The organism is Enterobacter genomosp. O (assembly GCF_001022965.1).
Classification (GTDB): domain Bacteria; phylum Pseudomonadota; class Gammaproteobacteria; order Enterobacterales; family Enterobacteriaceae; genus Enterobacter; species Enterobacter cloacae_L.
Map to the genome: position 1 here is coordinate 887,390 of NZ_LECZ01000027.1, position 24,964 is coordinate 912,353.

General features: G+C 57.6%; 23 protein-coding genes. 14 read left to right on the forward strand and 9 right to left on the reverse strand.

What is annotated here, in order from left to right:
* Window positions 1–2 precede the first annotated feature (2 nt).
* From ABR39_RS22995 to ABR39_RS23010, 4 genes are all read left to right on the forward strand, one after another.
* The gene (locus ABR39_RS22995; RefSeq protein ID WP_430748985.1) at window positions 3–1,163 is read left to right on the forward strand and encodes an ABC transporter substrate-binding protein; all 1,161 of its coding nucleotides are present in this window, start codon (window positions 3–5) and stop codon (window positions 1,161–1,163) included.
* Window positions 1,136–2,665: a thiamine ABC transporter permease gene (locus ABR39_RS23000; protein ID WP_047348892.1), complete on the forward strand. Its 1,530-nt coding sequence runs from the start codon at window positions 1,136–1,138 to the stop codon at window positions 2,663–2,665. The genes ABR39_RS22995 and ABR39_RS23000 overlap by 28 nt, the downstream gene beginning before the upstream one ends.
* Entirely contained in the window at window positions 2,665–3,285 is a 621-nt protein-coding gene (locus ABR39_RS23005; protein WP_047348893.1) for an ATP-binding cassette domain-containing protein, read from the forward strand. The genes ABR39_RS23000 and ABR39_RS23005 overlap by 1 nt, the downstream gene beginning before the upstream one ends.
* Window positions 3,286–3,358: 73 nt before the next feature.
* Entirely contained in the window at window positions 3,359–4,666 is a 1,308-nt protein-coding gene (locus ABR39_RS23010) for a sulfurtransferase (RefSeq protein WP_047348894.1), read from the forward strand.
* On the opposite strand, the gene ABR39_RS23015 is transcribed toward ABR39_RS23010, so the two are convergent.
* Window positions 4,663–5,280 carry a CDP-alcohol phosphatidyltransferase family protein gene (locus ABR39_RS23015; RefSeq protein ID WP_047348895.1) on the reverse strand — a complete coding sequence of 206 codons (618 nt, stop codon included), beginning with the start codon at window positions 5,278–5,280 and terminating at the stop codon, window positions 4,663–4,665. The two genes, ABR39_RS23010 and ABR39_RS23015, sit on opposite strands and share 4 nt — an antisense overlap.
* Complete coding sequence (locus tag ABR39_RS23020; protein WP_047348896.1) at window positions 5,273–5,842, reverse strand: carboxymuconolactone decarboxylase family protein; 570 nt, start codon at window positions 5,840–5,842, stop codon at window positions 5,273–5,275. Before ABR39_RS23020 ends, ABR39_RS23015 begins: the two co-directional genes overlap by 8 nt.
* Before the next feature lie 75 nt (window positions 5,843–5,917).
* Here ABR39_RS23020 and ABR39_RS23025 point away from each other — a divergent pair, with 75 nt between their 5' ends.
* The gene (locus tag ABR39_RS23025) at window positions 5,918–6,334 is read left to right on the forward strand and encodes a pyrimidine (deoxy)nucleoside triphosphate diphosphatase (RefSeq protein ID WP_047348897.1); all 417 of its coding nucleotides are present in this window, start codon (window positions 5,918–5,920) and stop codon (window positions 6,332–6,334) included.
* Here the strand turns inward: ABR39_RS23025 and ABR39_RS23030 are convergent.
* On the reverse strand, window positions 6,294–6,572 hold the full coding sequence (locus ABR39_RS23030) for a DUF1496 domain-containing protein (RefSeq protein ID WP_047348898.1): 279 nt from the start codon (window positions 6,570–6,572) through the stop codon (window positions 6,294–6,296). The genes ABR39_RS23025 and ABR39_RS23030 overlap by 41 nt on opposite strands.
* Window positions 6,573–6,800: 228 nt before the next feature.
* Here ABR39_RS23030 and gdhA point away from each other — a divergent pair, with 228 nt between their 5' ends.
* Window positions 6,801–8,144: an NADP-specific glutamate dehydrogenase gene (gene gdhA / locus ABR39_RS23035; RefSeq protein WP_047348899.1), complete on the forward strand. Its 1,344-nt coding sequence runs from the start codon at window positions 6,801–6,803 to the stop codon at window positions 8,142–8,144.
* A gap of 69 nt (window positions 8,145–8,213) precedes the next feature.
* On the opposite strand, the gene ABR39_RS23040 is transcribed toward gdhA, so the two are convergent.
* From ABR39_RS23040 to ABR39_RS23050, 3 genes are all read right to left on the reverse strand, one after another.
* On the reverse strand, window positions 8,214–10,121 hold the full coding sequence (locus ABR39_RS23040; protein ID WP_047348900.1) for a DNA topoisomerase III: 1,908 nt from the start codon (window positions 10,119–10,121) through the stop codon (window positions 8,214–8,216).
* Window positions 10,122–10,125: 4 nt separating this feature from the next.
* Window positions 10,126–11,169: a selenide, water dikinase SelD gene (gene selD, locus ABR39_RS23045; RefSeq protein WP_047348901.1), complete on the reverse strand. Its 1,044-nt coding sequence runs from the start codon at window positions 11,167–11,169 to the stop codon at window positions 10,126–10,128.
* A 116-nt stretch (window positions 11,170–11,285) separates the two neighbouring features.
* A complete protein-coding gene (locus ABR39_RS23050; RefSeq protein ID WP_047348902.1) occupies window positions 11,286–11,837 on the reverse strand; it encodes an NAD(P)H nitroreductase in 552 nt (183 codons plus the stop codon).
* A gap of 167 nt (window positions 11,838–12,004) precedes the next feature.
* Between ABR39_RS23050 and sppA the strand changes: the two genes are divergently transcribed.
* The 4 genes from sppA (at window position 12,005) to ABR39_RS23070 (ending at window position 17,070) form a co-directional block, all read left to right on the forward strand.
* Window positions 12,005–13,861 carry a signal peptide peptidase SppA gene (sppA, locus tag ABR39_RS23055; protein WP_047348903.1) on the forward strand — a complete coding sequence of 619 codons (1,857 nt, stop codon included), beginning with the start codon at window positions 12,005–12,007 and terminating at the stop codon, window positions 13,859–13,861.
* Window positions 13,862–13,924: 63 nt separating this feature from the next.
* Entirely contained in the window at window positions 13,925–14,941 is a 1,017-nt protein-coding gene (ansA, locus tag ABR39_RS23060) for an asparaginase (protein ID WP_008500705.1), read from the forward strand.
* 9 nt (window positions 14,942–14,950) lie between these two features.
* Complete coding sequence (gene pncA, locus ABR39_RS23065; RefSeq protein WP_047348904.1) at window positions 14,951–15,592, forward strand: bifunctional nicotinamidase/pyrazinamidase; 642 nt, start codon at window positions 14,951–14,953, stop codon at window positions 15,590–15,592.
* Window positions 15,593–15,813: 221 nt separating this feature from the next.
* Window positions 15,814–17,070: a glycoside hydrolase family 18 protein gene (locus ABR39_RS23070; protein ID WP_047348905.1), complete on the forward strand. Its 1,257-nt coding sequence runs from the start codon at window positions 15,814–15,816 to the stop codon at window positions 17,068–17,070.
* Between the two features lie 294 nt (window positions 17,071–17,364).
* Here ABR39_RS23070 and ABR39_RS23075 read toward each other — a convergent pair whose 3' ends face one another.
* Entirely contained in the window at window positions 17,365–17,628 is a 264-nt protein-coding gene (locus tag ABR39_RS23075) for a YeaC family protein (RefSeq protein ID WP_430748986.1), read from the reverse strand.
* Window positions 17,629–17,684: 56 nt separating this feature from the next.
* Complete coding sequence (msrB, locus tag ABR39_RS23080) at window positions 17,685–18,098, reverse strand: peptide-methionine (R)-S-oxide reductase MsrB (protein WP_029739831.1); 414 nt, start codon at window positions 18,096–18,098, stop codon at window positions 17,685–17,687.
* A 341-nt stretch (window positions 18,099–18,439) separates the two neighbouring features.
* Between msrB and gapA the strand changes: the two genes are divergently transcribed.
* Together gapA and ABR39_RS23090 are read left to right on the forward strand one after the other, a co-directional pair.
* On the forward strand, window positions 18,440–19,435 hold the full coding sequence (gene gapA, locus ABR39_RS23085) for a glyceraldehyde-3-phosphate dehydrogenase (protein WP_020884442.1): 996 nt from the start codon (window positions 18,440–18,442) through the stop codon (window positions 19,433–19,435).
* Window positions 19,436–19,509: 74 nt separating this feature from the next.
* Complete coding sequence (locus ABR39_RS23090) at window positions 19,510–20,394, forward strand: D-hexose-6-phosphate mutarotase (protein WP_047348907.1); 885 nt, start codon at window positions 19,510–19,512, stop codon at window positions 20,392–20,394.
* A 96-nt stretch (window positions 20,395–20,490) separates the two neighbouring features.
* Here the strand turns inward: ABR39_RS23090 and ABR39_RS23095 are convergent, their stop codons facing one another.
* Window positions 20,491–21,237 (reverse strand): MipA/OmpV family protein, encoded by a 747-nt coding sequence (locus ABR39_RS23095; protein ID WP_047348908.1) that lies wholly within the window; start codon window positions 21,235–21,237, stop codon window positions 20,491–20,493.
* Between the two features lie 430 nt (window positions 21,238–21,667).
* On the opposite strand from ABR39_RS23095, the gene yeaG reads away from it, so the two are divergent.
* Entirely contained in the window at window positions 21,668–23,602 is a 1,935-nt protein-coding gene (gene yeaG / locus ABR39_RS23100) for a protein kinase YeaG (RefSeq protein ID WP_047348909.1), read from the forward strand.
* A 74-nt stretch (window positions 23,603–23,676) separates the two neighbouring features.
* Entirely contained in the window at window positions 23,677–24,960 is a 1,284-nt protein-coding gene (locus tag ABR39_RS23105) for a YeaH/YhbH family protein (protein ID WP_047348910.1), read from the forward strand.
* Window positions 24,961–24,964 lie beyond the last annotated feature (4 nt).

The window sequence follows — 24,964 nt, forward strand, 5'->3', positions numbered from 1 at the left end:
GTGTGCGTTTTTGCGCGTTTCTGACCGGTCTGCTGCTGGCAGCCCCCCTCTGTGCCGCCGACGGCTGGCAGGCTATCCAACAGCAGGCTAAAGGCCAGACCATCTGGTTTAACGCCTGGGGCGGCGATCCGGCGGTCAACCGCTATCTGGAGTGGGTCAGCGGTGAGATGCAAACCCACTACGCCATTACCCTCAAAATCGTCCCGCTGGCGGACGCTGCCGATGCGGTAAAACGGATCCAGACGGAGGCCGCCGCAGGGCGTAAGGCGAACGGCTCAGTCGACCTGCTTTGGGTCAACGGGGAAAACTTCCGCACGTTAAAAGAGGCGAACCTGCTGCAGGCCGGATGGGCGCAGACGCTGCCAAACTGGCGCTATGTCGATACCCGCAAACCCGTAGCGGAAGATTTTGCTATTCCCACCGACGGGGCGGAATCGCCGTGGGGCGGCGCGCAGCTGACCTTTATCGCCCGCAAAGCCAGCATGCCGACGCCGCCGGAGGATCCTCAGGCGCTGCTGGCTTACGCGCAGCAGCACCCTGGCAAGGTCAGCTATCCTCGCCCACCCGATTTTACCGGCACGGCATTTCTCGAGCAGCTGCTTCTGACGCTCACTAAGCACCCGCAGGCGCTGCAAAAGGCACCCGATAACACCTTTTCCGAGGTGACGGCACCGCTCTGGGATTACCTGGACAAACTCCACCCGCTGCTGTGGCGAGAAGGAAAAGACTTTCCCCCATCACCCGCGCGTATGGATGCCCTGCTTACCAGCGGCAGTCTGAACCTGTCGCTGACCTTTAACCCGGCGCATGCACAGCAAAAAGTCGCTCGCGGCGAACTGCCCGCCGACAGCTACAGCTTTGGTTTCCACGGCGGAACGATTGGCAACGTCCATTTTGTGACGATTCCGGCGAATGCCAGCGCGAGCGCAGGCGCAAAGGTGGTCGCCAATTTCCTGCTTTCACCGCAGGCGCAGATCCGCAAAGCCGACCCGGCCGTATGGGGAGACCCGAGCGTGCTGGATGCCAGCACATTGCCCGAAGATGAAGCAAAACAGCTGATGGCCCATACGCCACAGGGGCTGCCGAAGGTACTTGCAGAACCGCAGTCCGCCTGGGTAAACGCGCTGGAGCAGGAATGGCTTCGTCGTTACGGAACCCGCTAAGCGGGCTTGTCTGGCTGGCGATGGCGGTTATCTATCTGCCAATCCTGCCCGCCGGTGCCATGCTGCTAGCACCCGCGTTTTCCGTGACAAACTGGCAGCTGCTGATCAACGACCCGCAACTGCCTCAGGCAACCGTCGCCACGCTGGTATCCACGCTCATCGCCACGCTGGGTGCCTTGCTGATTGCCCTTCTTCTCGTCAGCCTTTTCTGGCCCGGCAAGCGCTGGCGACGCCTCACCACGCGCCTGCCGTGGCTGCTGGCAATCCCCCACGTGGCGTTCGCCACCAGCGCGTTACTGCTGTTTGCCGAGGGCGGTCTGTTTTATCAGATTTGTACCGTCTGTACGGCTCCGTTTGACCGCTACGGCGTCGGGCTGGGCGTGACGCTTGCCGTCAAAGAGAGCGCGTTTGTGCTGTGGGCGATTTACGCCGTGCTGCCGGAAAAACGGCTCGCGCAGCAAAAGATCGTCCTGCAGACCTTCGGTTACGGACGGTTTCAGGTGCTTAACTGGCTGATCCTTCCGGCGATCGCCCCTGTCCTCGGGGCGGTGATGCTGGCGGTACTGGCGTGGTCGCTGTCGGTCGTGGATGTAGCGATCGTTCTCGGCCCCGGAAACCCGCCTACCCTTGCCGTGCTTGCCTGGCAGTGGCTGAGCCAGGGCGACGCGCAGCAGCAGGCAAAAGGGACGCTGCTGTGCCTGCTTCTCCTTTTGCTGCTGGCCGCGCTGGCCGCGCTGGGGTACGGCCTGTGGAAGGCATGGCGCCGAACGGTTCCGGACCTAACCGGGACGCGCCGCAGGTCTCAGCGCATTCTGCCTGAACGTGTACTCAGCGGCTTTCTGCCCGCGTGCGGCGTCGCGTGCGCCGCGGTGCTGGTGCTGCTGGCACAGCGGGACGACGTGGGGCCCGTGGCGACCAGCCTTTCCTTCGGCCTGCTGTCAAGCCTCATCGCCCTGGTCGTCTGCTTTCTCTGGCTGGAGTGGGGGCCGCAGCGCGGCGCGGCGTGGGTGTGGCTGCCGCTCGCCCTTCCGGCACTGCCGCTCGTCACCGGACAGTACGCGATGGCGTTGCGTCTGGGACTCGACGGGCACTACGCCGCCGTGCTCTGGAGCCATCTGCTGTGGGTGCTACCGTGGATGCTGCTGGTGCTGCAGCCCGCCTGGCGCCGGATCGATCCCCGGCTTATCCTTACCGCCAGAACGCTCGGCTGGCGGCGGGCAAAAATCTTCTGCCTGCTGAAATGTCCCCTGCTGCTGCGCCCAGCGCTGCTGGCCTTTGCCATCGGTTTTTCCGTCAGCATGGCGCAATATATGCCGACGCTGTGGCTGGGCGCGGGGCGTTTCGCCACGCTGACCACCGAGACCGTCGCGCTCAGCAGCGGGGGCAGTATCCCGGTTCTGGCTAACCGGGCGCTGGGGTTACTGCTGGTCACGGGCGCGGTGTTTGGCCTTGCCGCACTGCTATCACGGCTCGCGGGCCGCTACCGAAAAGGATTACGTTAATGCTGAAGGTAAACCACCTCACCATCGAACCGCTTTTCCGCGAGGTCAATTTTTGCGTTCCTCGCGGGGAGATTGTCACCCTGATGGGCCCCTCCGGCAGCGGGAAATCAACCCTTTTTGCCTGGATGGTCGGCGCGCTGTCGGACGATTTTCAGGCCCAGGGCGAACTGTGGCTCGACGCGCGCCGCTGCGATGGCCTTCCCGTGGAGTCTCGCGGGGTGGGCATTCTCTTTCAGGACGCGCTGCTATTTGACCCTTTCAGCGTCGGGCAAAACTTGCTGCTGGCGTTGCCTGAGCGGATCGTCGGGCGCGCGCGTCGGGAAGCGGTCGAGCAGGCGCTGGAATCCGCCGGGCTTGGCGACCGTTATGCCAGCGATCCGGCCACCCTCTCCGGCGGGGAACGCGCCCGGGTCAGCCTGCTGCGTGCTCTGCTCGCTGAGCCGCAGGCGCTGCTGCTGGATGAGCCGTTCAGCCGCCTTGATAAAACGTTACGGGCGTCATTCCGGGCATGGGTATTTGACGCCGTCCGCGCGCGCGATATTCCGGTGGTGCTGGTCACGCACGATGAGGACGATATTCCGCCGGGCGGCGAGCTGATTGAGATTTCTCGCTGGCAATAATGTGCTAACGCAATGTTTTCCGTTTCGGGAGAGACGACAATGCCCCCCTCTTTAATTGACGTCAGGTTATTCGATGAAACGTGTTTCTCAACTGACCGCGCTGGCCCTGCTCTGCGGCCTCGCTTCTTTTTCCTCTCTGGCGGCTGATATGCCCAACGCGATGACGCTGTCTCAGCTTCAGGCACAGCACGGCACGCCCGTCGACACCCGCGCCAGCGCGTTCTATAACGGCTGGCCGCAAACGCTCAGCGGCCCCTCCGGGCATGAACCTGCCGCGCTCAACCTGGCAGCCGCCTGGCTGGACGCGATGAGCGACGAGCAGATTGCGCTGTGGGCCAAACAGCATCAGCTCACGCCTGCGACGGCCATCGCGCTGTACGGTGACGAGCGCGATAACCAGGCGGTGAAAACCCGTCTGGAGAAAGCCGGATTCCAGCATGTTTCGCTTCTGAGCGATGCCCTGCAGACGCCCGACCGCCTTCAGCGCCTGCCTCATTTTGAACAGCTCGTCTACCCGCAGTGGATCCACCGGCTCCAGCAGGGTAAACCCGTGACCGCCGCGCCGGCGGGCGACTGGAAAGTGATTGAGGCCGCCTGGGGCGCACCGAAGTTTTTCCTGCTGAGTCATATTCCCGGCGCGGGCTACATCGACACCAACGAGGTGGAAAGCGAGCCGCTGTGGAATAAAGTCTCCGACGACAAGCTGAAAGCGATGCTGGCGAAGCACGGAATCCGTCACGACACCACCGTCATCTTGTATGGCCGTGACGTTTACGCCGCCGCACGCGTGGCGCAGATTATGCTGTATGCGGGCGTGAAGGATGTGCGCATTCTTGATGGCGGCTGGAAGGCGTGGTCGGATGCAGGCCTGCCGGTTGAGCGCGGTACGCCCGCGAAAGTCACGCCAGCCCCTGATTTTGGCGCACCGATCCCCGGTCAGCCGCAGCTGATGGTCGATATGGAGCAGGCGCGCGGGATGCTGCACCGCCAGGATGCCTCCCTGGTCAGCATTCGCTCGTGGCCAGAGTTCATCGGCGAAACCAGCGGCTACAGCTACATCAAGCCAAAAGGTGAAATTGCCGGTGCCCGCTGGGGCCACGCAGGCAGCGATGCCACCCACATGGAGGACTTCCATAACCCGGATGGCACCATGCGCAGCGCTGACGATATTGCCGCCATGTGGAAGCGCTGGAATATTCTGCCGGAGCAGCACGTCGCGTTTTACTGCGGCACCGGCTGGCGTGCGTCCGAAACCTTTATGTACGCCCGGGCAATGGGCTGGAAGAACGTCGCCGTTTATGACGGCGGCTGGTACGAGTGGAGTAGCCACCCGCAGAACCCGGTCTCCACCGGCGAGCGCGGGCCCGAAAGCGCCCTCTAAGCGTGACGTGACTTCAGCGTCACATAGCCGCTCCAGATGCGCGTTGTGGTGGTCAGCCAGCACAGCGCGCCAAAGACCCACGCAAATAGCGCAAAGTGCGCCGGAAACAGGCAGCACAGCACAAACAGCGCGATGGTCTCCGTCCCTTCCGTTAACCCACCGATGTAATAAAACGACTTGTGCGCATAGCCGGGGTTGTCGATGTCATGCTTCGCGGCCAGCGCCGCAAACGCCAGAAAGCTGCTGCCGGTGCCGATAAACGCAAACAGCAGCCAGGCGGCAGGCAGCGCATTCTCAACCGGTGCAGCCAGCGCAAAGCCAAACGGCACCAGGGCGTAGAACAGAAAATCGAGGGCGATATCGAGAAATCCCCCCGCATCCGTCAGCCCTCTCCGGCGCGCCAGCGCGCCGTCCAGACCATCCAGCAAGCGGTTAAGCACGATGGCGACAAGCGCGCCCGGGTACCAGCCGAGGGCCAGAAACGGCAGCGCCAGCACGCCAACGGCAAACCCGGTCAGGGTTAATCCGTCGGGCGTAATGCCCGGCCTATCCAGCACGGACACCAGACGATTCAGAGCCGGTTTTATCCGCGGGTGCAGGTGGCGATCAAGCATGGGGAGTCTCTTTAAACGTGGCGCACAGGCCCTGAGCGGGAATGTCCAGGGCGGCGTTAAAGCGGGCCGAGAGATTCTGAAACGCAATGAGCGCCGTCATCTCGGTGATGGCATCATCCGTGAAGTGGCGTTTCAGCGCCGTTCTGATTGCCTCATCCGCCCGGGGCGGCGTGGCGGTCACCGCCTCGGCGTAGGCCAGCGCCGCGCGCTCTTGCTCGGTGAATAAGGCCGAATCATGCCAGTTCCCCACCGCCTGAACTTTATCCAGCGCACCGCAGCGCTCGGCCAGCCGCAGGCTGTTGGCATCAATACAAAACGCGCAGTGACAGAGTTGCGACACTCGCGTCATGAGGAGTGAACGCAGCACGGGCGTCAGGCGCGCACGGCGACGCTCCAGAAACCCGACAAACAGCGCCACCAGCCAGAAAAGACGCGGCATGCGCCCCCACCAGCGCGTGGGGTTAAGCACGGTGCCAAAGTGTTTTTTCTGCATGGCGGCAATCGGTTTTAAACTCGCCGGAAGGGCTGGTATGGGCTCGACCCAGGTGGACGTCTCTTTCACCGGATTCTCCTGATGGCTGGACTCTGACAAAGGGCACGATAATATGGTGTTTTACGTTATCAAGTATTGACGCCCATGCTAAAAACAATCGATGTCGTTGCGGCCATCATCGAAAAAGACGACAAAATTTTACTGGCGCAGCGCCCTGCCCACGCTGACCAACCCGGAATGTGGGAATTCGCAGGCGGAAAAGTGGAAGCCGGGGAGACGCAGCCTGAGGCGCTTGTTCGCGAACTGTGGGAAGAACTCGGCATTAGGGCGCAGCCGGGGCAGTACGTGGCAAGCCACCAGCGGGAAGTCTCGCAGCGGATAATCAACCTGCATGCCTGGCACGTGCCCGCTTTTAGCGGCGAGCTCGCGGCGCACTACCACAGCGCGCTGGTGTGGTGTACGCCTGAAGACGCGTTCGGCTACGCCTTAGCCCCCGCGGATATTCCGCTGCTGGAAGCGTTTATGGTTTTACGCGGCGCCAGACCAGCGGGTTCGTGCTGATGGCGCGCTCGTCGCGCTGGCACTGCAGCAGAATGCCGTCCGCTTTCACAACGGCCCCTTCCGAGTAGTTCTGATTCTGATAGATGCAGCACTGATTGCAGGGTTGCACCGTTTGATTCTGGCCGCTGGAGCTAAAAACCTCCGGCGGTACGCTCACTTCTACATCCGGGCGAATGCGGTCAGCCTGCGCGCCTGCGGTCAACATTAAGCATAGCGCGGTGAGTACATAACGGTTCATAGACACATCTTCCTGTTGTTCCTTGATAATGACTATAACGGTAAACCCGAGCGGAACCTTTAATTTATCTTTTCATCGCTTTTAGTTATGACCCGGCCTGGGTCATTAATTTCCCTTTCGGCATGAATTTCTGCTTGCTTCACAAAGCGGTGCGGGTGATATAGTCAAAAAAACAACACAAATCGCATAAGCAATATACATAAATGACTATAAGAGGTTCTTATATCTATGGATCAGACACGCTCTCTGGAAAGTTTCCTTGCCCATGTTCAGCAGCGCGACCCGCATCAAAGCGAGTTCGCCCAGGCCGTTCGTGAAGTGATGACCACCCTGTGGCCCTTCCTTGAAGAAAATCCGCGCTATCGTCAGATGTCTCTGCTTGAACGCCTGGTCGAGCCAGAGCGCGTGATCCAGTTTCGCGTGACCTGGGTGGACGATCGGAATCAGGTTCAGGTTAACCGCGCGTGGCGCGTGCAGTTTAACTCTGCCATCGGCCCGTTTAAGGGTGGGATGCGCTTCCATCCTTCCGTGAACCTGTCGATTTTAAAATTCCTCGGCTTCGAGCAGACGTTTAAAAACGCGCTGACCACGCTGCCGATGGGCGGCGGTAAAGGCGGAAGTGATTTCGATCCCAAAGGCAAAAGCGAAGGCGAAGTCATGCGTTTCTGCCAGGCGCTGATGACCGAACTCTATCGCCACCTGGGCCCGGATACCGACGTACCGGCGGGTGATATTGGCGTGGGTGCCCGTGAAGTGGGCTTTATGGCCGGGATGATGAAAAAACTCTCCAACAACAGCGCCTGCGTCTTCACCGGCAAAGGGTTGTCCTTTGGCGGCAGCCTGATCCGCCCGGAAGCCACGGGCTACGGCCTGGTCTATTTCACCGAGGCCATGCTCAAGCGTCACGGCCTAGGCTTCGAAGGCATGCGCGTGGCGGTGTCCGGCTCCGGTAACGTGGCGCAGTACGCTATCGAAAAAGCGATGCAGTTTGGCGCTCGCGTAGTGACCGCTTCAGACTCCAGAGGCACGGTTGTGGATGAAGACGGCTTTACGGCGGAGAAGCTGGCGCGCCTGTGCGAAATTAAAGCCAGCCGCGATGGCCGTCTTTCAGACTATGCCGCGGAGTTGGGTCTGACGTATCTGGAAGGCAAACAGCCGTGGAGCGTGCCGGTGGATATTGCCCTGCCGTGCGCCACGCAGAACGAACTGGACGTGGATGCCGCGCGTACCCTGATTACCAACGGCGTGAAGGCGGTGGCCGAAGGGGCAAATATGCCGACCACCATCGAAGCGACCAATCTGTTCCTGGACGCGGGCGTGCTGTTTGCGCCGGGCAAGGCCGCCAACGCGGGCGGCGTGGCGACCTCCGGCCTCGAAATGGCGCAAAACGCCGCGCGTCTCGGCTGGAAGGCGGAGAAAGTGGATGCGCGCCTGCACCATATCATGCTGGATATTCATCATGCGTGCGTGGAGTACGGCGGCGAGGCATCGCAAACCAACTACGTGCGCGGCGCGAATATCGCCGGGTTCGTGAAGGTAGCGGATGCGATGATTGGGCAGGGTGTGATTTAAGTTTTATCGTGCGGCCGGTAGCCCTCACCCCGGCCCTCTCCCACCGGGAGAGGGAGAAAACCGGAGGTATCAGGCCGCGCTTTTTTTCTTTTTAAACGGTTTCTTCGCACCTCCACCCGGTGCAACCATCCCTCTGAACCGCTTCACCGGCGTGCTGCGCGCCTGGTCGATCAGCTGGTACAGCGTCCCCACCAGCGGCTGCATAAAGTCCTGATAGCGGCACTGCTTTTCGCTGATCTGCGTCAGCACCGATTCCCAGTGCGCCGTCATGTCCGGCCTGGCGGCCAGCTCCGGCAGCGAATGAATCAGCGCGCGTCCCGGCTCTGTCGAATGGATATAGCGTCCTTTTTTCTCGAGAAAACCGCGCTTAAAGAGCAGCTCGATGATCCCCGCTCGGGTTGCTTCCGTGCCGAGGCCGTCGGTGGCGCGCAGGATCTTCTTCAGATCTTTATCCTGCACGAACCGGGCGATCCCGGTCATGGCCGACAGCAGCGTCGCATCGGTGAAATGGCGCGGCGGCTGGGTCTGACGCTCCACCACTTCCCCTTTCTCGCACAGCAGCTCATCGTCTTTGGCGACCACCGGCAGCGGCGTACCGTCGTTCTCCTCATCACGCTCTTTGTTGCCGAGCAGCGTGCGCCAGCCGGCTTCCGCAAGGAAGCGCGCTTTGGCGATAAACTTCCCTTTCGCGATTTCCAGCTCGATCACGCACTTGCGGAACACCGCGTCCGGGCAGAACTGCATCAGATACTGGCGGGCAATAAGGTTATAGACCTTCGCTTCGTTTTCGGTCAGGTTGACGCTGCTGGCGCGGGCCGTGGGGATAATCGCGTGGTGGGCGTCCACCTTTTTGTCATCCCAGCAGCGATTATGGGTGTCCGGATTGACGGCTGGCTGCGGGAGCAGATCCGGCGCGTGGACGCCGATGGCGTTCATCACCGAATGGCGCCCGGCAAAGTGCTCTTCCGGCAGATAGCGGCTGTCGGAACGCGGGTAGGTGATAAGCTTATGGGTTTCGTAGAGCTTCTGGCAGATATCCAGCACGTTCTGCGCGCTCAAGCCAAACTTTTTTGCCGCCTCGATCTGAAGCGCAGACAGCGAGAACGGCAGCGGAGCGGGTTCTGATTCCCGTTTATCGTTATAGCTGGTGACGATAGCGGGCTGACCGGTAATGCGGTTAACCACGTGCTCCGCCAGCGGACGGTGCAGCAGGCGCCCCTCTTCATCCTGATACGATTCGCAGGCGTCGCTCGGCTGCCAGACCGCGGTAAAGCGCTCGTCTTTCGGGGTGACGATATGCGCTTTCACTTCAAAGAAATCTTTGGCGACGAAGTTCTCAATCTCTTCGTCGCGACGCACCACCAGACCCAGCACCGGCGTCTGCACGCGGCCCACGGAGAGCACACCCTGATAGCCCGCGTTACGCCCAAGAATAGTGTAGGCGCGGGTCATGTTGATACCGTACAGCCAGTCCGCGCGCGCGCGGGCTAAAGCCGAGACGCACAGCGGGATAAACTCGCTGTTGGCGCGAAGGCGCGAGATCGCCCGCTCAACGGCCTGCGGGTTGAGGTCGTTGATCAGGCAGCGCTGAACCTGCTGGCGCTTTTCCGGCGCCAGCTCCAGATAGTCCAGCACTTCATCCACCAGCAGCTGTCCTTCCCTGTCCGGGTCACCCGCGTGAACGATTTCAGCGGCTTCATGCAGGAAGCGCTTGATGACGTTCAGCTGTTTGGTGACCGAAGGCCGGGGCTGCAGGAGCCATTTTTCAGGCACGATGGGCAGATCGTTCAAGTTCCAGCGGGCGTAGCGGCTGTCATAGACATCCGGCTGCGCCTGCTCAAGCAGGTGACCAATACACCAGGTGACCACCTGCCCGTTACCGCACTCGATAAAGCCGTCGCCCTTGCGATGCGGTTTAGGCAGCACGTCGGCGATGGCGCGGGCCAGGCTCGGCTTTTCGGCAATAAACAACCGCATCGAATTAACGGATCTCAATCATCGGTCGGCCACCGCGGGCGGTGACAAGCTCGCCGATCGCCGTCAGAGTAATGCCAAACTCGGCGGCCGTCGCCTGAACCTCGGCTTCGGACTCCGGCGTGACTGCCAGCAGCAGGCCGCCGGAGGTTTGCGGATCGCACAGCAGGTTGCGCCATTCCTCCGGCATTTCGCCCATCAGATGTCCGTAGCTGGCGAAGTTGCGCTGGGTACCGCCCGGGACTGCCCCCTGAGCAATGTACTCCTCCACGCCCGGCAGCTTCGGCACGTCCTGATACCAGATTTGCGCCTGCACGCCCGCACCTTGACACACTTCGGAGAGGTGTCCCAGCAGGCCAAAACCGGTCACGTCGGTCATCGCCTTCACGCCGTCGATATTGGCGAAAGCGGCACCCGCGAGGTTCATCTGGCACATAACCTCTGTCGCCAGACCTTTGTGTTCCGGTTTCAGCAGGGATTTTTTCTCAGCGGTGGTCAGCACGCCAATGCCCAGCGGCTTGGTGAGGAACAGCTTACAGCCCGCCTGAGCGGTGCTATTTCGCTTGACGCGTTCGGTAGGCACCACGCCGGTGACGGCCAGGCCGAAGATAGGCTCCGGCGCATCGATAGAGTGACCGCCGGCCAGCGCAATCCCCGCCTGCTGACAGGCAAAGCGCCCGCCCTCAATCACATCGCGGGCAATCTCAGGTGGAATGGTGTTAATCGGCCAGCCCAGAATGGCAATCGCCATGATCGGCTTACCGCCCATCGCGAAGATATCGCTGATGGCGTTAGTCGCCGCAATGCGCCCGAAATCGAACGGGTTGTCGACAATCGGCATAAAGAAGTCGGTGGTACTGATAATGCTGGTGCCGTTACCTAAGTCATAAACTGCAGCATCGTCGCGCGTTTCGTTGCCGACAAGCAGGTTCGGGTCGACAAACTTCGCCTGTTCACTGTGCAGGATAGTCTCCAGCACTTTCGGGGAAATTTTACAACCGCAACCGGCTCCGTGGCTGTATTGCGTTAAACGAATAGTTTGCTCGCTCATGGACGTCTCCTGTCATCTCAATCGCGCTATGGTAGCGCTCATTCCATAAAGAGGTAAGTATGACTGTCTGAATTCTGCGGCAGATGCTCAGAATCCAGACAGTTTAGCGCGGGTTATCAGAAACGGCTGACGAAAGGCGTGGTGTCCGGCACGCTGATGGTGCTGGAGGCTTTAAGCTGCGGGGTACCGAGATAGAGGAAACCGACAATTTTGTCATGCTCGCCGCAGCCAAAACCGTCACGGACTACCGGGCTTTCGGTCAGCGGACCGGTGCGCCAGATACCGTTAAAGCCTTGTGCAACGGCTGCCATTTGCATCGCCATCACGGCACAGCCTGCGGACATTTCCTGTTCCCAGACCGGTACCTTATGGTCAGCCTGGCATTTTGCCACGACGGTGACGATCGTCGGGGCGCGGAACGGGGCATTGCGCGCCTTGTCGATCCCCTTCTCATCTTGCCCTGCGGCAACCGCGCCCTGCTCCAGCAGCTGACTGAAACGATCGCGCCCTTCGCCTTCAATCACAAAGAAGTGCCACGGCTGCAGCGTGCCGTGATCGGGGGCACGCATACCGGCACGCAGAATATTCTCCATCTGCTCGCCTGCCGGGGCGGGTTCGGCCAGGCGGGAAGCGCTACGGCGGTTAACAAGCAGTTCAAGTGCGTCCATTGGTTAACTCCTTTCTTGAGATTTACTCACAAAATTAACACGACGGCAGATTTTGTTACAGCCTGGCAGGCGATTCCTGCTGACAAGTGGCGGTTGGGTCATTACGATAACCCAACATTACCGTCCTGTGGCGACGGAAACAGTCATTTTCTGGTTAGGGAGAATACATGCGAACCCTTTGGCGAATCATTGCCGGTTTCTTTAAATGGACGTGGAGACTGCTCAACTTCGTCCGCAACCTGGTGATGAATATCTTCTTCATCTTCCTGGTTCTGGTTTGCGCGGGCATCTGGATGCACATCAGCAGTGCAAATCAGGCGCAGCATTCAACGCGCGGCGCGCTATTACTTGATATCACCGGCGTGATTGTTGATAAGCCGTCCACCAGCAGTCGCCTGAGCGTGATTGGTCGCCAGCTGTTTGGCGCAACCTCAGACCGCCTGCAGGAAAACTCCCTGTTCGATATCGTCGATACCATCCGCCAGGCCAAAGACGACCGGAACATCACCGGGATCGTGCTGGATCTGAAAGATTTTGCCGGAGGCGATCAGCCTTCAATGCAGTACATCGGTAAAGCGCTGCGCGAATTCCGCGACAGCGGCAAGCCGGTGATTGCCGTGGGCGACAGCTACAGCCAGGGGCAATATTACCTGGCGAGCTTTGCCAATAAAATCTGGCTCTCCCCGCAGGGTACGGTCGATTTGCACGGCTTTGCCACCAACGGCCTGTACTACAAGTCTCTGCTTGACAAGCTGAAGGTCACCACCCACGTCTTCCGCGTCGGTACCTATAAGTCTGCGGTTGAGCCATTTATCCGCGATGACATGTCCCCTGCCGCCCGTGAAGCGGACAGCCGCTGGATTGGCGAACTGTGGCAGAACTATCTGGGCACCGTTGCCGCTAACCGCCAGATTACGACCGAGCAGGTGTTCCCTGGCGCGCAGGGCGTTCTGGACGGTCTGCGCAAAGTTGATGGTGATACCGCGAAATATGCGCTCGATAACAAACTGGTTGATGCCCTGGGCACCAGCGCCGAGATTGAAAAATCCCTGAGCAAACAGTTTGGCTGGAGCAAACAGGATAAAAATTACAGCGCCATCAGCATGTATGATTACTCGACGAAAAAACCGGATGAGAACGGTGACAGCGTTGCGGTCGTCTTTGCGAACGGTGCCATCATGGACGGTCAAGAGACTCCAGGGAACGTGGGCGGCGATACTACCGCGTCGCAAATCCGCGATGCTCGCCTCGATCCGAAAGTGAAAGCGATTGTCCTGCGGGTGAACAGCCCTGGCGGCAGCGTCAGCGCCTCTGAGGTGATCCGCGCTGAACTGGCTGCGGCGCGTGCCGCCGGCAAGCCGGTAGTCGTATCCATGGGCGGAATGGCCGCCTCCGGGGGTTACTGGATCTCAACGCCAGCCAACTATATCGTGGCCAACCCAAGCACGTTGACCGGCTCGATTGGCATCTTCGGGGTCATCAACACCGTAGAAAACAGCCTGGATTCTCTGGGTGTGCATACCGATGGCGTTGCGACCTCCCCGCTGGCGGATGTGTCGGTGACAAAATCCCTGCCGCCGGAAGTCTCTGAGATGATGCAGCTCAGCATTGAGAATGGCTATAAACGCTTTATCACCCTCGTGGCGGATTCGCGTAAAAAGACGCCTGAGCAGATCGACCAGATTGCACAGGGCCACGTCTGGACCGGCCAGGATGCGAAGAGCAACGGTCTGGTTGACAGCCTGGGCGACTTCGATGACGCGGTGAAGAAAGCCGCCGAGCTGGCGAAGCTCAAGCAGTGGCATATCGAGTATTACCAGGACGAGCCGTCGTTCTTCGATATGGTCATGGACAGCATGTCCGGCTCGGTACGCGCCATGCTGCCGGAGGCAATGCAGGCTTACCTGCCTGCGCCGGTTGCCTCGGCGGCAAAAGCGATGAAGGCAGAAAGCGATAAGCTCGCGGCCTTTAACGATCCACAGAGTCGTTACGCGTTTTGCCTGACCTGCGCTAACGTCCGTTAAAAACCGTCCCCTCTTCCCGCGAAGAGGGGATTTTTTTCTTTTGAAGAACAAGAACTCACTATCATGCAGAAGAAATCGATTTATGTAGCCTACACTGGCGGTACCATCGGTATGCAGCGCTCTGAAAACGGCTATATCCCTGTCTCCGGCCATCTTCAGCGTCAGCTTGCGCTGATGCCAGAATTCCACCGTCCGGAAATGCCTGACTTTACTATCCACGAGTACGAGCCGCTGATGGACTCCTCCGACATGACGCCGGAAGACTGGCAGCACATCGCGGATGACATTAAAGCCCATTACGACCAGTACGACGGCTTCGTGATCCTGCACGGCACAGACACCATGGCCTTTACCGCCTCGGCGCTCTCCTTCATGCTGGAGAATCTGAGCAAGCCGGTTATCGTGACGGGCTCGCAAATCCCGCTGGCGGAGCTGCGCTCGGACGGGCAGATCAACCTGCTTAACTCCCTGTACGTTGCGGCGAATTACCCGATTAATGAAGTGTCGCTGTTCTTTAACAACCGCCTGTATCGCGGCAACCGCACCACCAAAGCTCATGCCGACGGTTTTGACGCCTTCGCCTCGCCAAATCTACAGCCTCTGCTGGAAGCGGGCATTCATATCCGTCGTCTGGGAACGCCGCCTGCTCCAAACACCGCCGGCGAGCTGATCGTGCATCCGATCACGCCGCAACCGATTGGCGTGGTGACCATCTACCCGGGTATCTCGGCGGACGTGGTGCGTAACTTCCTGCGCCAGCCGGTGAAAGCGCTGATTTTGCGCTCCTATGGCGTGGGCAATGCGCCGCAGAACGGCGAATTCCTGAAAGAGCTTCAGGAAGCCAGCGAGCGCGGGATTGTGGTGGTGAACCTGACGCAGTGTATGTCCGGTAAAGTCAACATGGGCGGCTATGCCACCGGCAACGCGCTGGCGCATGCGGGGGTGATCAGCGGCTTCGATATGACCGTTGAGGCAACGCTGACTAAACTTCACTATTTACTGAGTCAGGATCTGGATATTCAGTCCATTCGCAGCGCGATGATGCAAAACCTGCGCGGCGAACTGACGCCTGACGAATAAGGAGGTCTCATGAAGCAACGCGCCCTGCTCCTGGTCGATTTGCAAAATGATTTCTGCGCGGGCGGTGCGCTGGCCGTCGCCGAAGGTGACAGCACCGTTGACGTGGCAAACACGCTGATTGACTGGTGCAAAGCCCGCGGTGAAGCGGTTGTCGCAAGCCAGGACTGGCACCCGGCTAACCACGGCAGCTTTGCCAGCCAGCACCGCGTTGAGCCTTTCACTCAGGGTGAACTCGACGGATTGCCGCAAACCTTCTGGCCGGATCACTGCGTACAGCAGACGGAAGGCGCGGAGCTGCATCCGCTCCTGAACCATAAAGCCATCGACGCGGTGTTCCATAAAGGTGAAAACCCGGCCATCGACAGCTATAGCGCGTTTTTTGATAACGGGCATCGCCAGAAAACAGCGCTGGACGCGTGGTTACGTCACCATGAAATCACGGAGCTGATTGTGCTGGGCCTGGCAACGGATTACTGCGTGAAGTTTACCGTGCTGGACGCGCTCCAGCTAGGCTATACCGTCAGCGTCATCACCGACGGCTGCCGCGGGGTGAACATTCAGCCGCAGAACAGCGCCCAGGCGTTTATGGACATGGCCTCTGAAGGGGCGACGCTCTACACGCTGGAAGACTGGCTGGAGACGCAGGCGTAAGCCTTTTTAGCCGGGTGGCGCTGCGCTTATCCGGCCTACAAAACCAAAGCAAGTAGGCCGGGTAAGGCGAAGCCGCCACCCGGCAATCCCCTCTCCGATCTCCCATAAAGTGAACTCCCTCGCATCCTCAGCGCAGCGGCAATGCTATTCTCGTCAGGCTGTTTTTTCGCCACGCCTTTTCCGTGGCGTGGTTAATTTTATTATGTCAAAGAGGAAGTTGTATGAAACGTATGCCTTTGCTGGCAGCATTGCCCCTGCTGTGCGCTTCTGTTGTTTCTGCCAATACCCTGATGTCCGTGGGCTACTTTAACGGCGGAGGTGACGTCACCGCCGGACCGGGTGGCGATATCAATAAGCTGGACGTCCGCCAGATCACCCACCTGAACTACTCGTTTGGTCTGGTCTATAACGATGAAAAAGACGAAACCAACGCCGCGCTGAAAGATCCGGCGAAGCTGCATCAGATCTGGCTGTCACCCAAAGTCGCCTCCGACCTCGCGTTAATCCCGACCCTTCGCAAGCAAAATCCACATCTCAAAGTCCTGCTCTCCGTTGGCGGCTGGGGCGCCCGTGGCTTCTCCGGCGCGGCGGCCACCAAAGAGAGTCGCGCGGTGTTTATCCGCTCCGCGCAGGAGATTGTCGAAAAATACGGCCTGGACGGGATCGATCTCGACTGGGAGTACCCGGTGAACGGTGCCTGGGGGCTGGTCGCAAGCCAGCCCGCCGATCGGGATAATTTCACCGCCCTGCTGAAAGAGATGCGCGCCGCCTTCGGGCACAAAAAGCTGGTTACCATTGCGGTAGGCGCCAATGCGGAAAGTCCGAAAAGCTGGGTGGATGTCAAAGCCATCGCGCCCCTGCTCGACTACATCAACCTGATGACCTACGACATGGCCTACGGTACGCAGTACTTCAACGCCAACCTGTATGACTCCAGCGCCTGGCCGACGGTGGCCGCCGCGGACAAATACAGCGTGGATTTCGTGGTGAACAACTATCTGGCCGCCGGGCTGAAGCCGCAGCAGATGAACCTCGGAATCGGTTTCTATGGCCGCGTGCCAAAACGCGCGGTGGAGCCGGGCATTGACTGGACCAAGCCCGATGCGCAAAAAAATCCGGTCACACAGCCCTACTTCGGTTCCCAGGAGATTGAGTTGTTCAGATCGCTCGGCTATGACCTGACCAAAGATACCTACGTGAAGTACAACGATATCGTGAAGAAGCTGCTGAACGATCCGCAAAAGCGTTTTACCGAGCATTGGGATGAACAGGCGAAAGTCCCGTGGCTGTCGGTGAAAGGTGCCGATGGCAACGCGCTGTTTGCGATTTCGTATGAGAACCCGCGTTCCGTTGCGATCAAAGCGGACTACATCAAAGAGAAAGGTCTCGCCGGAGCAATGTTCTGGGAGTATGGCGCCGATGACGAAAACCGGCTAGCGAAGCAGCTGGCGGAGTCGCTCGGGATCCCGCACAAGTAATGAGGCAATCAGCCCTCTCCCTCTGGGCTGAGGGTTCCCCACAAAATAATGCCTGCACGGACGACCCCCTCTCCCTTGAGGGAGAGGGCTGGGGTGAGGGGGAACATACGGCTCTGGTGGTCATTCCGTTCACTTCATGTTCCTTGCTACTCTGTAACGACATGACCGGTGAACGTGCCAGGGTGGCTCAGGGCATCGCTGTAAACCATTCATTTTCCTGAAGCAACATGCACCGCTTCCGGTTAAAAAAATTACCGGGGATCCCTGCCCTGTGGGAGAGGGGTGAGGGCACCGTTATTGCATTTTCATCGTCGCAATCGGCTTCGGCGTGATGCCAAAGTCCTCTTTCAGCTCGCGCTTGCTCTTCATTACCATCTGACCCTGGGTGTCGATCGTCATGTGCTGCGCGTCGGTGTTATTGCGCGCCTGCCACAGCATTACCAGCTGCAGGCTGTTCTCTTTTTGCTCCTGCGTCAGCGCGACGCCGTCGGGCCATTTTCCCAGCTCCACGGCGGTCACCAGACGCTGATAAATCTCCGGCGTCATGCCGCTAATCATGTCATCAATATTCACAATCGCGCCCTTTCAAAGGAATAATTTGCTGAATCGTTTTTTCAACCCTTAACCTGGTCGCCGTTTTCGTCGTCAGTGAAGCTCATTGAGGCCGAATTGACGCAGAAACGCTCGCCCGTTGGCTGAGGGCCATCCGGGAAGACGTGCCCAAGGTGCGCATCGCAGTTACCGCAGCGAATTTCCGTGCGCACCATGCCGTGCGACGAGTCGGTCAGGTAGCGGATTGCCTCATCGCTCACCGGCTCGTAAAAGCTCGGCCAGCCGCAGCCAGAATCAAATTTCGTTTGTGAATTGAACAGGGGGGCATCACAGACCAGGCAGTGGTAGACGCCGTCCCGCTTGTTGTGCAGTAAACGCCCGGTGAACGGTGGCTCCGTTCCGTGATTCTGCGTCACGTAAAACTGCATTTCTGTGAGGTTTTTTTTCAAATCATCAGGGTTACGTTGGTTCGACATATGCTTACATCTCGCTGTAGAAACAGACATCTTTTAACCCGGATTCTAACAAAACATTAACACCCTTGCGTGCACTTTTGTTCTAAACTTATGTGTCGCGAAAAGGCGGTCAGGCAATTGTGATCATGTTCACATTTTTATCCTGCGAGGACTTTAAAATTCCGGGCGCAGCCCCCATGTGGTTGCAAGCTCAAAGGGAAAGTGAGGCGAGTCAGTCGCACAAACGTTAGTCACAGGATTGATTTGTCGCAATGATTGACACGATTCCGCTTGACGCTGCGTAAGGTTTTTGTAATTTTACAGGCAACCTTTTATTCACTAACAAATAGCTGGTGGAATATATGACTATCAAAGTAGGTATCAACGGTTTTGGCCGTATCGGCCGTATTGTTTTCCGTGCTGCTCAGAAACGTTCTGACATCGAAATCGTTGGTATCAACGATCTCCTGGACGCTGAATACATGGCGTACATGCTGAAGTACGACTCAACTCACGGTCGTTTCGACGGCACCGTTGAAGTGAAAGACGGCCACCTGGTTGTTAACGGCAAAACCATCCGCGTTACTGCTGAGAAAGACCCAGCTAACCTGAAATGGAACGAAATCGGTGTTGACGTTGTAGCTGAAGCTACCGGTATCTTCCTGACCGACGAAACCGCGCGTAAACACATCACCGCTGGTGCGAAAAAAGTTGTTCTGACTGGTCCATCCAAAGACAACACCCCAATGTTCGTTCGCGGTGCAAACTTCGAAACTTACGCTGGCCAGGACATCGTTTCCAACGCATCCTGCACCACCAACTGCCTGGCACCTCTGGCTAAAGTTATCAACGACAACTTCGGCATCGTTGAAGGTCTGATGACTACCGTTCACGCGACCACCGCTACTCAGAAAACCGTTGATGGCCCATCTCACAAAGATTGGCGCGGCGGCCGTGGCGCGGCTCAGAACATCATCCCATCCTCTACCGGTGCTGCTAAAGCAGTAGGTAAAGTACTGCCAGAACTGAATGGCAAACTGACTGGTATGGCGTTCCGCGTTCCAACTCCTAACGTATCCGTTGTTGACCTGACCGTTCGTCTGGAAAAAGCTGCTTCTTATGAAGAAATTAAGAAAGCAATCAAAGCTGCTTCCGAAGGCGCAATGAAAGGCGTTCTGGGTTACACCGAAGACGACGTTGTATCTACCGATTTCAACGGCGAAGTGTGCACTTCCGTGTTCGATGCTAAAGCTGGTATCGCACTGAACGACAACTTCGTGAAACTGGTTTCCTGGTACGACAACGAAACCGGCTACTCTAACAAAGTACTGGACCTGATCGCTCACATCTCCAAATAAGTTGAGATGAGTGTTTGATCCAAAAAGGCGACTTCGGTCGCCTTTTTTATTGTTTTTAGACAGAGGATTGCTTAATGATTAATAAAATTTTTGCACTTCCGGTAGTCGAACAACTTACCCCTGTGCTCTCCCGCCGTCAGATTGACGGTGCCGATGTTATCGTCGTTGACCATCCACGCGTGAAAGCCTCCGTGGCGCTGAACGGCGCTCACCTGCTCTCCTGGAAACCGGAAGGTGAAGCCGAAGGTTTATGGCTGAGCGATGCGACCTCTTTCAAAAAAGGGGCGGCGATCCGCGGTGGCGTACCGATCTGCTGGCCGTGGTTCGGCCCTTCCGCACAGCAGGGTTTGCCTTCTCACGGGTTTGCACGTAACCAGCAGTGGACCCTGAAAGCGCATAATGAAGATGAAAACGGCGCAGTGCTGACCTTTGAGCTGCAGGCGAATGATGAAACCCGCGCCCTCTGGCCGCACGATTTCACCCTGTACGCCCGCTTTAAGCTGAGCAAAACCTGCGAAATCGAACTGGAAGCCCACGGTGAGTTCGAAACCACCGCTGCCCTGCACACCTACTTCAACGTGGGTGATATCAGCGCAGTGAAGGTGAGCGGCCTTGGCGATACCTTTATCGACAAAGTGGATAACGCTAAAGAAGGGAAGCTGAGCGACGGGGTACAAACGTTCCCTGACCGTACCGATCGCGTCTATCTGCACCCGGAAGCCTGCAGCGTGATCCACGACGGTGCCCTGAACCGTGGAATTGAAGTGGTTCATCATCATCACAGCGACGTGGTGGGCTGGAACCCGGGTCCGGCACTTTCTGTCAGCATGGCCGACATGACGGATGAGGGTTATAAAACGTTTGTCTGCGTGGAAACTGCCTGCGTGAGCACCCCGCAAAAAGCGAGCGACGAAAAGCCGTCTCGTTTAGGGCAGACGATTAAAATCGTGAAGCGCTAAGGCATTTCGCCTCCCCTGCTTCACTGCACCATACCAAAGCAAACGGGGCGCAAGCGCCCCGTTTTGATGCACTGAGTGCACGATTTCAGTGCGCAATCAGAACTTGTAGGTCACACCGACAGAGAAAATGCCTGCCCAGGATTTATCGACCATCGGGCTGTCTTTCACTTCATCGCTCAGTCGCTCATAGCGACCGGTACCGTATACGCTCCAGTCACCGAGGAAGTTGTAGCTCGCGGTCAGCTCCAGGTAGGGATCCCAGCCGTCATCAGCGCTATAGCTTTTCAGACCACTGCGGCGGGACTCGTTTTTAGACACGCCATAATAGTAGTCGTTGTAGTTCTCGCTGTTGTACTGCACGCCGATACCTGGCGTCAGGGTCAATGCACCGTTGGTGTAGCGATATAACCACGCCAGATCCCAGATAAAGCCGTTGCTGTTATCCAGCGTATCACCCGCAAGGGCAGTACGCAGGAAGCCATACTGGGTGTTATGCACATATGAGAGACCGGCCATCATGGTGCTTTTACGCTTGTCGAGCTGGCGAAGCGCGTGGCTGTCGCTGTCTCCCGGCTTGAAGTGCGTTGGGTCGTAATAGGCCATGATGGAGAGCTTATCGGCCGTATCGTTCCAGAGATAGTAGCCGCCGCCTAAGCCGCGGAACCAGAAGTTATCGCCTTCATAGGTGACAACCGGAACGGGATAAACATCACGGTCATACTGCTTGTACGGGCTGTTAATCACACCAGCGCCCGCGCCAACCGTCCACTGACTTTCCGCCTGTGCGGTGCTCACTGCGGTCGCGGCAAGGATGCCCAATGCCAGAAGTTTGAGTTTGGTCACAATCCATTCTTTCCTGTAGTCAAATAATCAGCGGATGAAGTGTAACCGCCATTCCCGTACATCCCAAAATTTTTTGCCTGCTAATCAGTCTGATTAACCCGTTATCTTTAACTTTTCAGATGACAGCCCGCTTTCATTTATATGACCACCGCATGAAAAAGGGGCTTTTGTCTTAGAACCACAGTGGAAATTTTTGGATGAGTTATTGATATGTCATTGAAAGTAGATTTTATCGGCATGCAAGTTTTGCAAATGCCATCTACGCTTTAATTTAAGAAGAGTTTTCCTGAACACCTGCGGTTCTTAGCGTCTGACCTGGCACACAGGTTGCTGCTCTGGCAGTGAGGTGCGAGAGATTCTCTTCCGGGAGCCTCCACTACTCATACGAACGGCTCTTATCCTGTGCTAAAAAACGAAAGGACGGCATGCCATGAATATATTCGATCACTATCGCCAGCGCTATGAAGCTGCCAAGGACGAAGAGTTCACACTGCAGGAGTTTCTTACCATCTGTCGGCAAGATCGCAGTGCCTATGCCAATGCGGCAGAACGGCTATTGATGGCTATTGGTGAGCCAAACATGGTTGATACTGCCCTGGAACCCCGGCTTTCCCGTCTCTTTTCGAATCGGGTAGTCGCCCGATACCCGGCGTTTGAAGAGTTCTATGGTATGGAAGATGCCATCGAACAGATTGTCTCCTATCTGAAGCATGCCGCTCAGGGTCTGGAAGAGAAGAAACAGATCCTCTATTTACTCGGCCCGGTGGGTGGCGGTAAATCGTCGCTGGCTGAACGCCTGAAGTCGCTGATGCAGCGCGTCCCTATCTATGTGCTGAGCGCTAACGGCGAGCGCAGCCCGGTGAACGACCATCCGCTGTGCCTGTTTAATCCGCAGGAAGATGCGCAAATTCTGGATAAAGAGTATGGCATCCCGCGTCGCTATCTCGGCACCATCATGTCGCCGTGGGCGGCTAAACGCCTGCACGAGTTTGGTGGCGACATCACCAAGTTCCGCGTAGTGAAAGTCTGGCCATCCATTCTCGAACAGATCGCCATCGCCAAAACCGAACCCGGTGATGAGAACAACCAGGACATCTCGGCTCTGGTGGGTAAAGTCGACATCCGTAAGCTGGAAAACTTCGCGCAGAATGATCCGGATGCCTACGGTTACTCAGGCGCACTGTGCCGCGCTAACCAGGGGATTATGGAATTCGTCGAGATGTTTAAAGCACCAATCAAAGTGCTGCATCCCCTGCTGACGGCGACCCAGGAAGGCAACTACAACGGGACGGAGGGCATCTCCGCCCTGCCGTTTAACGGAATTATTCTCGCCCACTCGAACGAATCTGAATGGGTGACCTTCCGTAATAACAAAAACAATGAGGCCTTCCTTGACCGTGTTTACATCGTCAAAGTGCCTTATTGCCTGCGGATCTCCGAAGAGATCAAAATTTACGAGAAACTGCTTAACCACAGTGAGCTGGTGCATGCTCCGTGCGCGCCGGGCACCCTGGAAACGCTGTCCCGCTTCTCCATCCTTTCGCGCCTGAAAGAGCCGGAAAACTCCAGCATCTACTCGAAAATGCGCGTCTATGACGGTGAGAGCCTGAAGGACACCGACCCGAAAGCGAAATCGTATCAGGAATATCGCGACTACGCCGGGGTCGATGAAGGGATGAACGGCCTGTCCACGCGTTTCGCGTTTAAGATCCTCTCCCGCGTCTTTAACTTCGACCATGCGGAAGTGGCGGCCAACCCTGTTCACCTCTTCTACGTGCTGGAGCAGCAAATTGAACGCGAGCAGTTCCCGCAGGAGCAGGCTGAACGCTACCTTGAGTTCCTGAAAGGTTACCTGATCCCGAAATACGCCGAGTTCATTGGCAAAGAGATCCAGACAGCCTACCTGGAATCCTATTCAGAATATGGGCAGAACATTTTCGACCGTTACGTCACCTATGCTGACTTCTGGATCCAGGATCAGGAGTACCGCGACCCGGATACCGGCCAGTTGTTTGACCGTGAATCCCTGAACGCCGAGCTGGAGAAAATCGAGAAGCCTGCCGGGATCAGCAACCCGAAAGACTTCCGTAACGAGATTGTGAACTTCGTCCTGCGCGCCAGAGCGCACAACAACGGGCGCAATCCAAACTGGACCAGCTACGAGAAGCTGCGCACGGTCATTGAGAAGAAAATGTTCTCCAATACCGAAGAGCTGTTGCCGGTGATTTCGTTTAACACCAAAACCTCAACCGATGAACAGAAAAAGCACGACGATTTTGTCGACCGTATGATGGAAAAAGGCTACACCCGCAAACAGGTTCGCCTGCTCTGCGAATGGTATCTGCGCGTGCGTAAATCGTCTTAAAACAAGTGCCCGGTAGCGTTTTGCACCTGCCGGGCCTACAAAATGCAAGTTGGCAAATGCAGTACGGGGGGTATATGACCTGGTTTATTGACCGGCGTCTTAACGGCAAAAACAAGAGCACGGTGAACCGCCAGCGCTTCTTGCGTCGTTATAAAGCGCAAATTAAACAGTCTATCTCCGAGGCCATCAACAAACGCTCGGTGACCGACATCGACAGCGGCGAATCTGTCTCCATCCCCACCGATGACATCAGCGAACCGATGTTTCATCAGGGGCGAGGCGGCCTGCGCCATCGCGTACATCCAGGTAATGACCACTTCGTTCAGAACGACAGAATTGAGCGTCCTCAGGGCGGCGGCGGTGGTTCAGGAAGCGGTCAGGGACAGGCCAGCCAGGACGGTGAAGGCCAGGACGAATTTGTCTTCCAGATCTCGAAAGACGAATATCTCGACCTGCTGTTTGAAGACCTGGCGCTGCCGAATCTGAAAAAGAATCAGCATCGACAGCTTAATGAATATAAAACCCACCGCGCGGGCTATACCGCCAACGGTGTGCCCGCCAATATCAGCGTCGTGCGTTCGTTGCAGAATTCGCTGGCGCGGCGCACGGCCATGACGGCAGGGAAACGTCGTGAACTGCGCGAGCTTGAGAGCAATCTGAAGGTCGTGGAAAACACGGAGCCGGCGCAACTGCTGGAAGAGGAGCGCCTGCGTAAGGAGATCGAGGAGCTGCGGGCGAAGATCGAACGGGTCCCGTTTATCGACACCTTCGACCTGCGCTACAAGAACTACGAAAAACGTCCGGAACCCTCCAGCCAGGCGGTGATGTTTTGCCTGATGGACGTCTCCGGCTCAATGGACCAGGCCACCAAAGATATGGCGAAGCGTTTTTATATTCTGCTCTACCTGTTCCTGAGCAGAACCTATAAGAACGTCGAGGTGGTCTATATTCGCCACCATACGCAGGCTAAAGAGGTGGATGAACACGAGTTCTTCTACTCGCAGGAGACCGGGGGCACCATCGTCTCCAGCGCACTGAAGCTGATGGATGAAGTGGTGAAAGAGCGTTACGACCCGGCACAGTGGAACATTTATGCTGCACAGGCGTCGGATGGCGACAACTGGGCCGACGACTCGCCGCTGTGTCATGAGATCCTGGCGAAGAAAATTCTGCCGGTCGTGCGTTACTACAGCTATATCGAAATCACCCGCCGCGCGCACCAGACCCTGTGGCGGGAGTATGAACATCTGCAGTCGATGTTCGATAACTTTGCCATGCAGCATATCCGTGACCAGGACGATATTTATCCCGTGTTCAGGGAGCTGTTCCATAAGCAGTCTGCTACCAGCAACGCATAATCCA

What these genes read in the sequence shown, in the direction of transcription:
- ABR39_RS23000 (WP_047348892.1), top strand. Translation starts at nt 1,136, where the DNA reads ATGGCTTCGTCGTTACGGAACCCGCTAAGCGGGCTTGTCTGGCTGGCG.
- ABR39_RS23005 (WP_047348893.1), top strand. Translation starts at nt 2,665, where the DNA reads ATGCTGAAGGTAAACCACCTCACCATCGAACCGCTTTTCCGCGAGGTC.
- ABR39_RS23010 (WP_047348894.1), top strand. Translation starts at nt 3,359, where the DNA reads ATGAAACGTGTTTCTCAACTGACCGCGCTGGCCCTGCTCTGCGGCCTC.
- ABR39_RS23015 (WP_047348895.1), bottom strand. Translation starts at nt 5,280, where the DNA reads ATGCTTGATCGCCACCTGCACCCGCGGATAAAACCGGCTCTGAATCGT.
- ABR39_RS23025 (WP_047348897.1), top strand. Translation starts at nt 5,918, where the DNA reads ATGCTAAAAACAATCGATGTCGTTGCGGCCATCATCGAAAAAGACGAC.
- ABR39_RS23030 (WP_047348898.1), bottom strand. Translation starts at nt 6,572, where the DNA reads ATGAACCGTTATGTACTCACCGCGCTATGCTTAATGTTGACCGCAGGC.
- gdhA (WP_047348899.1), top strand. Translation starts at nt 6,801, where the DNA reads ATGGATCAGACACGCTCTCTGGAAAGTTTCCTTGCCCATGTTCAGCAG.
- ABR39_RS23040 (WP_047348900.1), bottom strand. Translation starts at nt 10,121, where the DNA reads ATGCGGTTGTTTATTGCCGAAAAGCCGAGCCTGGCCCGCGCCATCGCC.
- selD (WP_047348901.1), bottom strand. Translation starts at nt 11,169, where the DNA reads ATGAGCGAGCAAACTATTCGTTTAACGCAATACAGCCACGGAGCCGGT.
- ABR39_RS23050 (WP_047348902.1), bottom strand. Translation starts at nt 11,837, where the DNA reads ATGGACGCACTTGAACTGCTTGTTAACCGCCGTAGCGCTTCCCGCCTG.
- sppA (WP_047348903.1), top strand. Translation starts at nt 12,005, where the DNA reads ATGCGAACCCTTTGGCGAATCATTGCCGGTTTCTTTAAATGGACGTGG.
- ansA (WP_008500705.1), top strand. Translation starts at nt 13,925, where the DNA reads ATGCAGAAGAAATCGATTTATGTAGCCTACACTGGCGGTACCATCGGT.
- pncA (WP_047348904.1), top strand. Translation starts at nt 14,951, where the DNA reads ATGAAGCAACGCGCCCTGCTCCTGGTCGATTTGCAAAATGATTTCTGC.
- ABR39_RS23070 (WP_047348905.1), top strand. Translation starts at nt 15,814, where the DNA reads ATGAAACGTATGCCTTTGCTGGCAGCATTGCCCCTGCTGTGCGCTTCT.
- ABR39_RS23075 (WP_430748986.1), bottom strand. Translation starts at nt 17,628, where the DNA reads ATGATTAGCGGCATGACGCCGGAGATTTATCAGCGTCTGGTGACCGCC.
- msrB (WP_029739831.1), bottom strand. Translation starts at nt 18,098, where the DNA reads ATGTCGAACCAACGTAACCCTGATGATTTGAAAAAAAACCTCACAGAA.
- gapA (WP_020884442.1), top strand. Translation starts at nt 18,440, where the DNA reads ATGACTATCAAAGTAGGTATCAACGGTTTTGGCCGTATCGGCCGTATT.
- ABR39_RS23090 (WP_047348907.1), top strand. Translation starts at nt 19,510, where the DNA reads ATGATTAATAAAATTTTTGCACTTCCGGTAGTCGAACAACTTACCCCT.
- yeaG (WP_047348909.1), top strand. Translation starts at nt 21,668, where the DNA reads ATGAATATATTCGATCACTATCGCCAGCGCTATGAAGCTGCCAAGGAC.
- ABR39_RS23105 (WP_047348910.1), top strand. Translation starts at nt 23,677, where the DNA reads ATGACCTGGTTTATTGACCGGCGTCTTAACGGCAAAAACAAGAGCACG.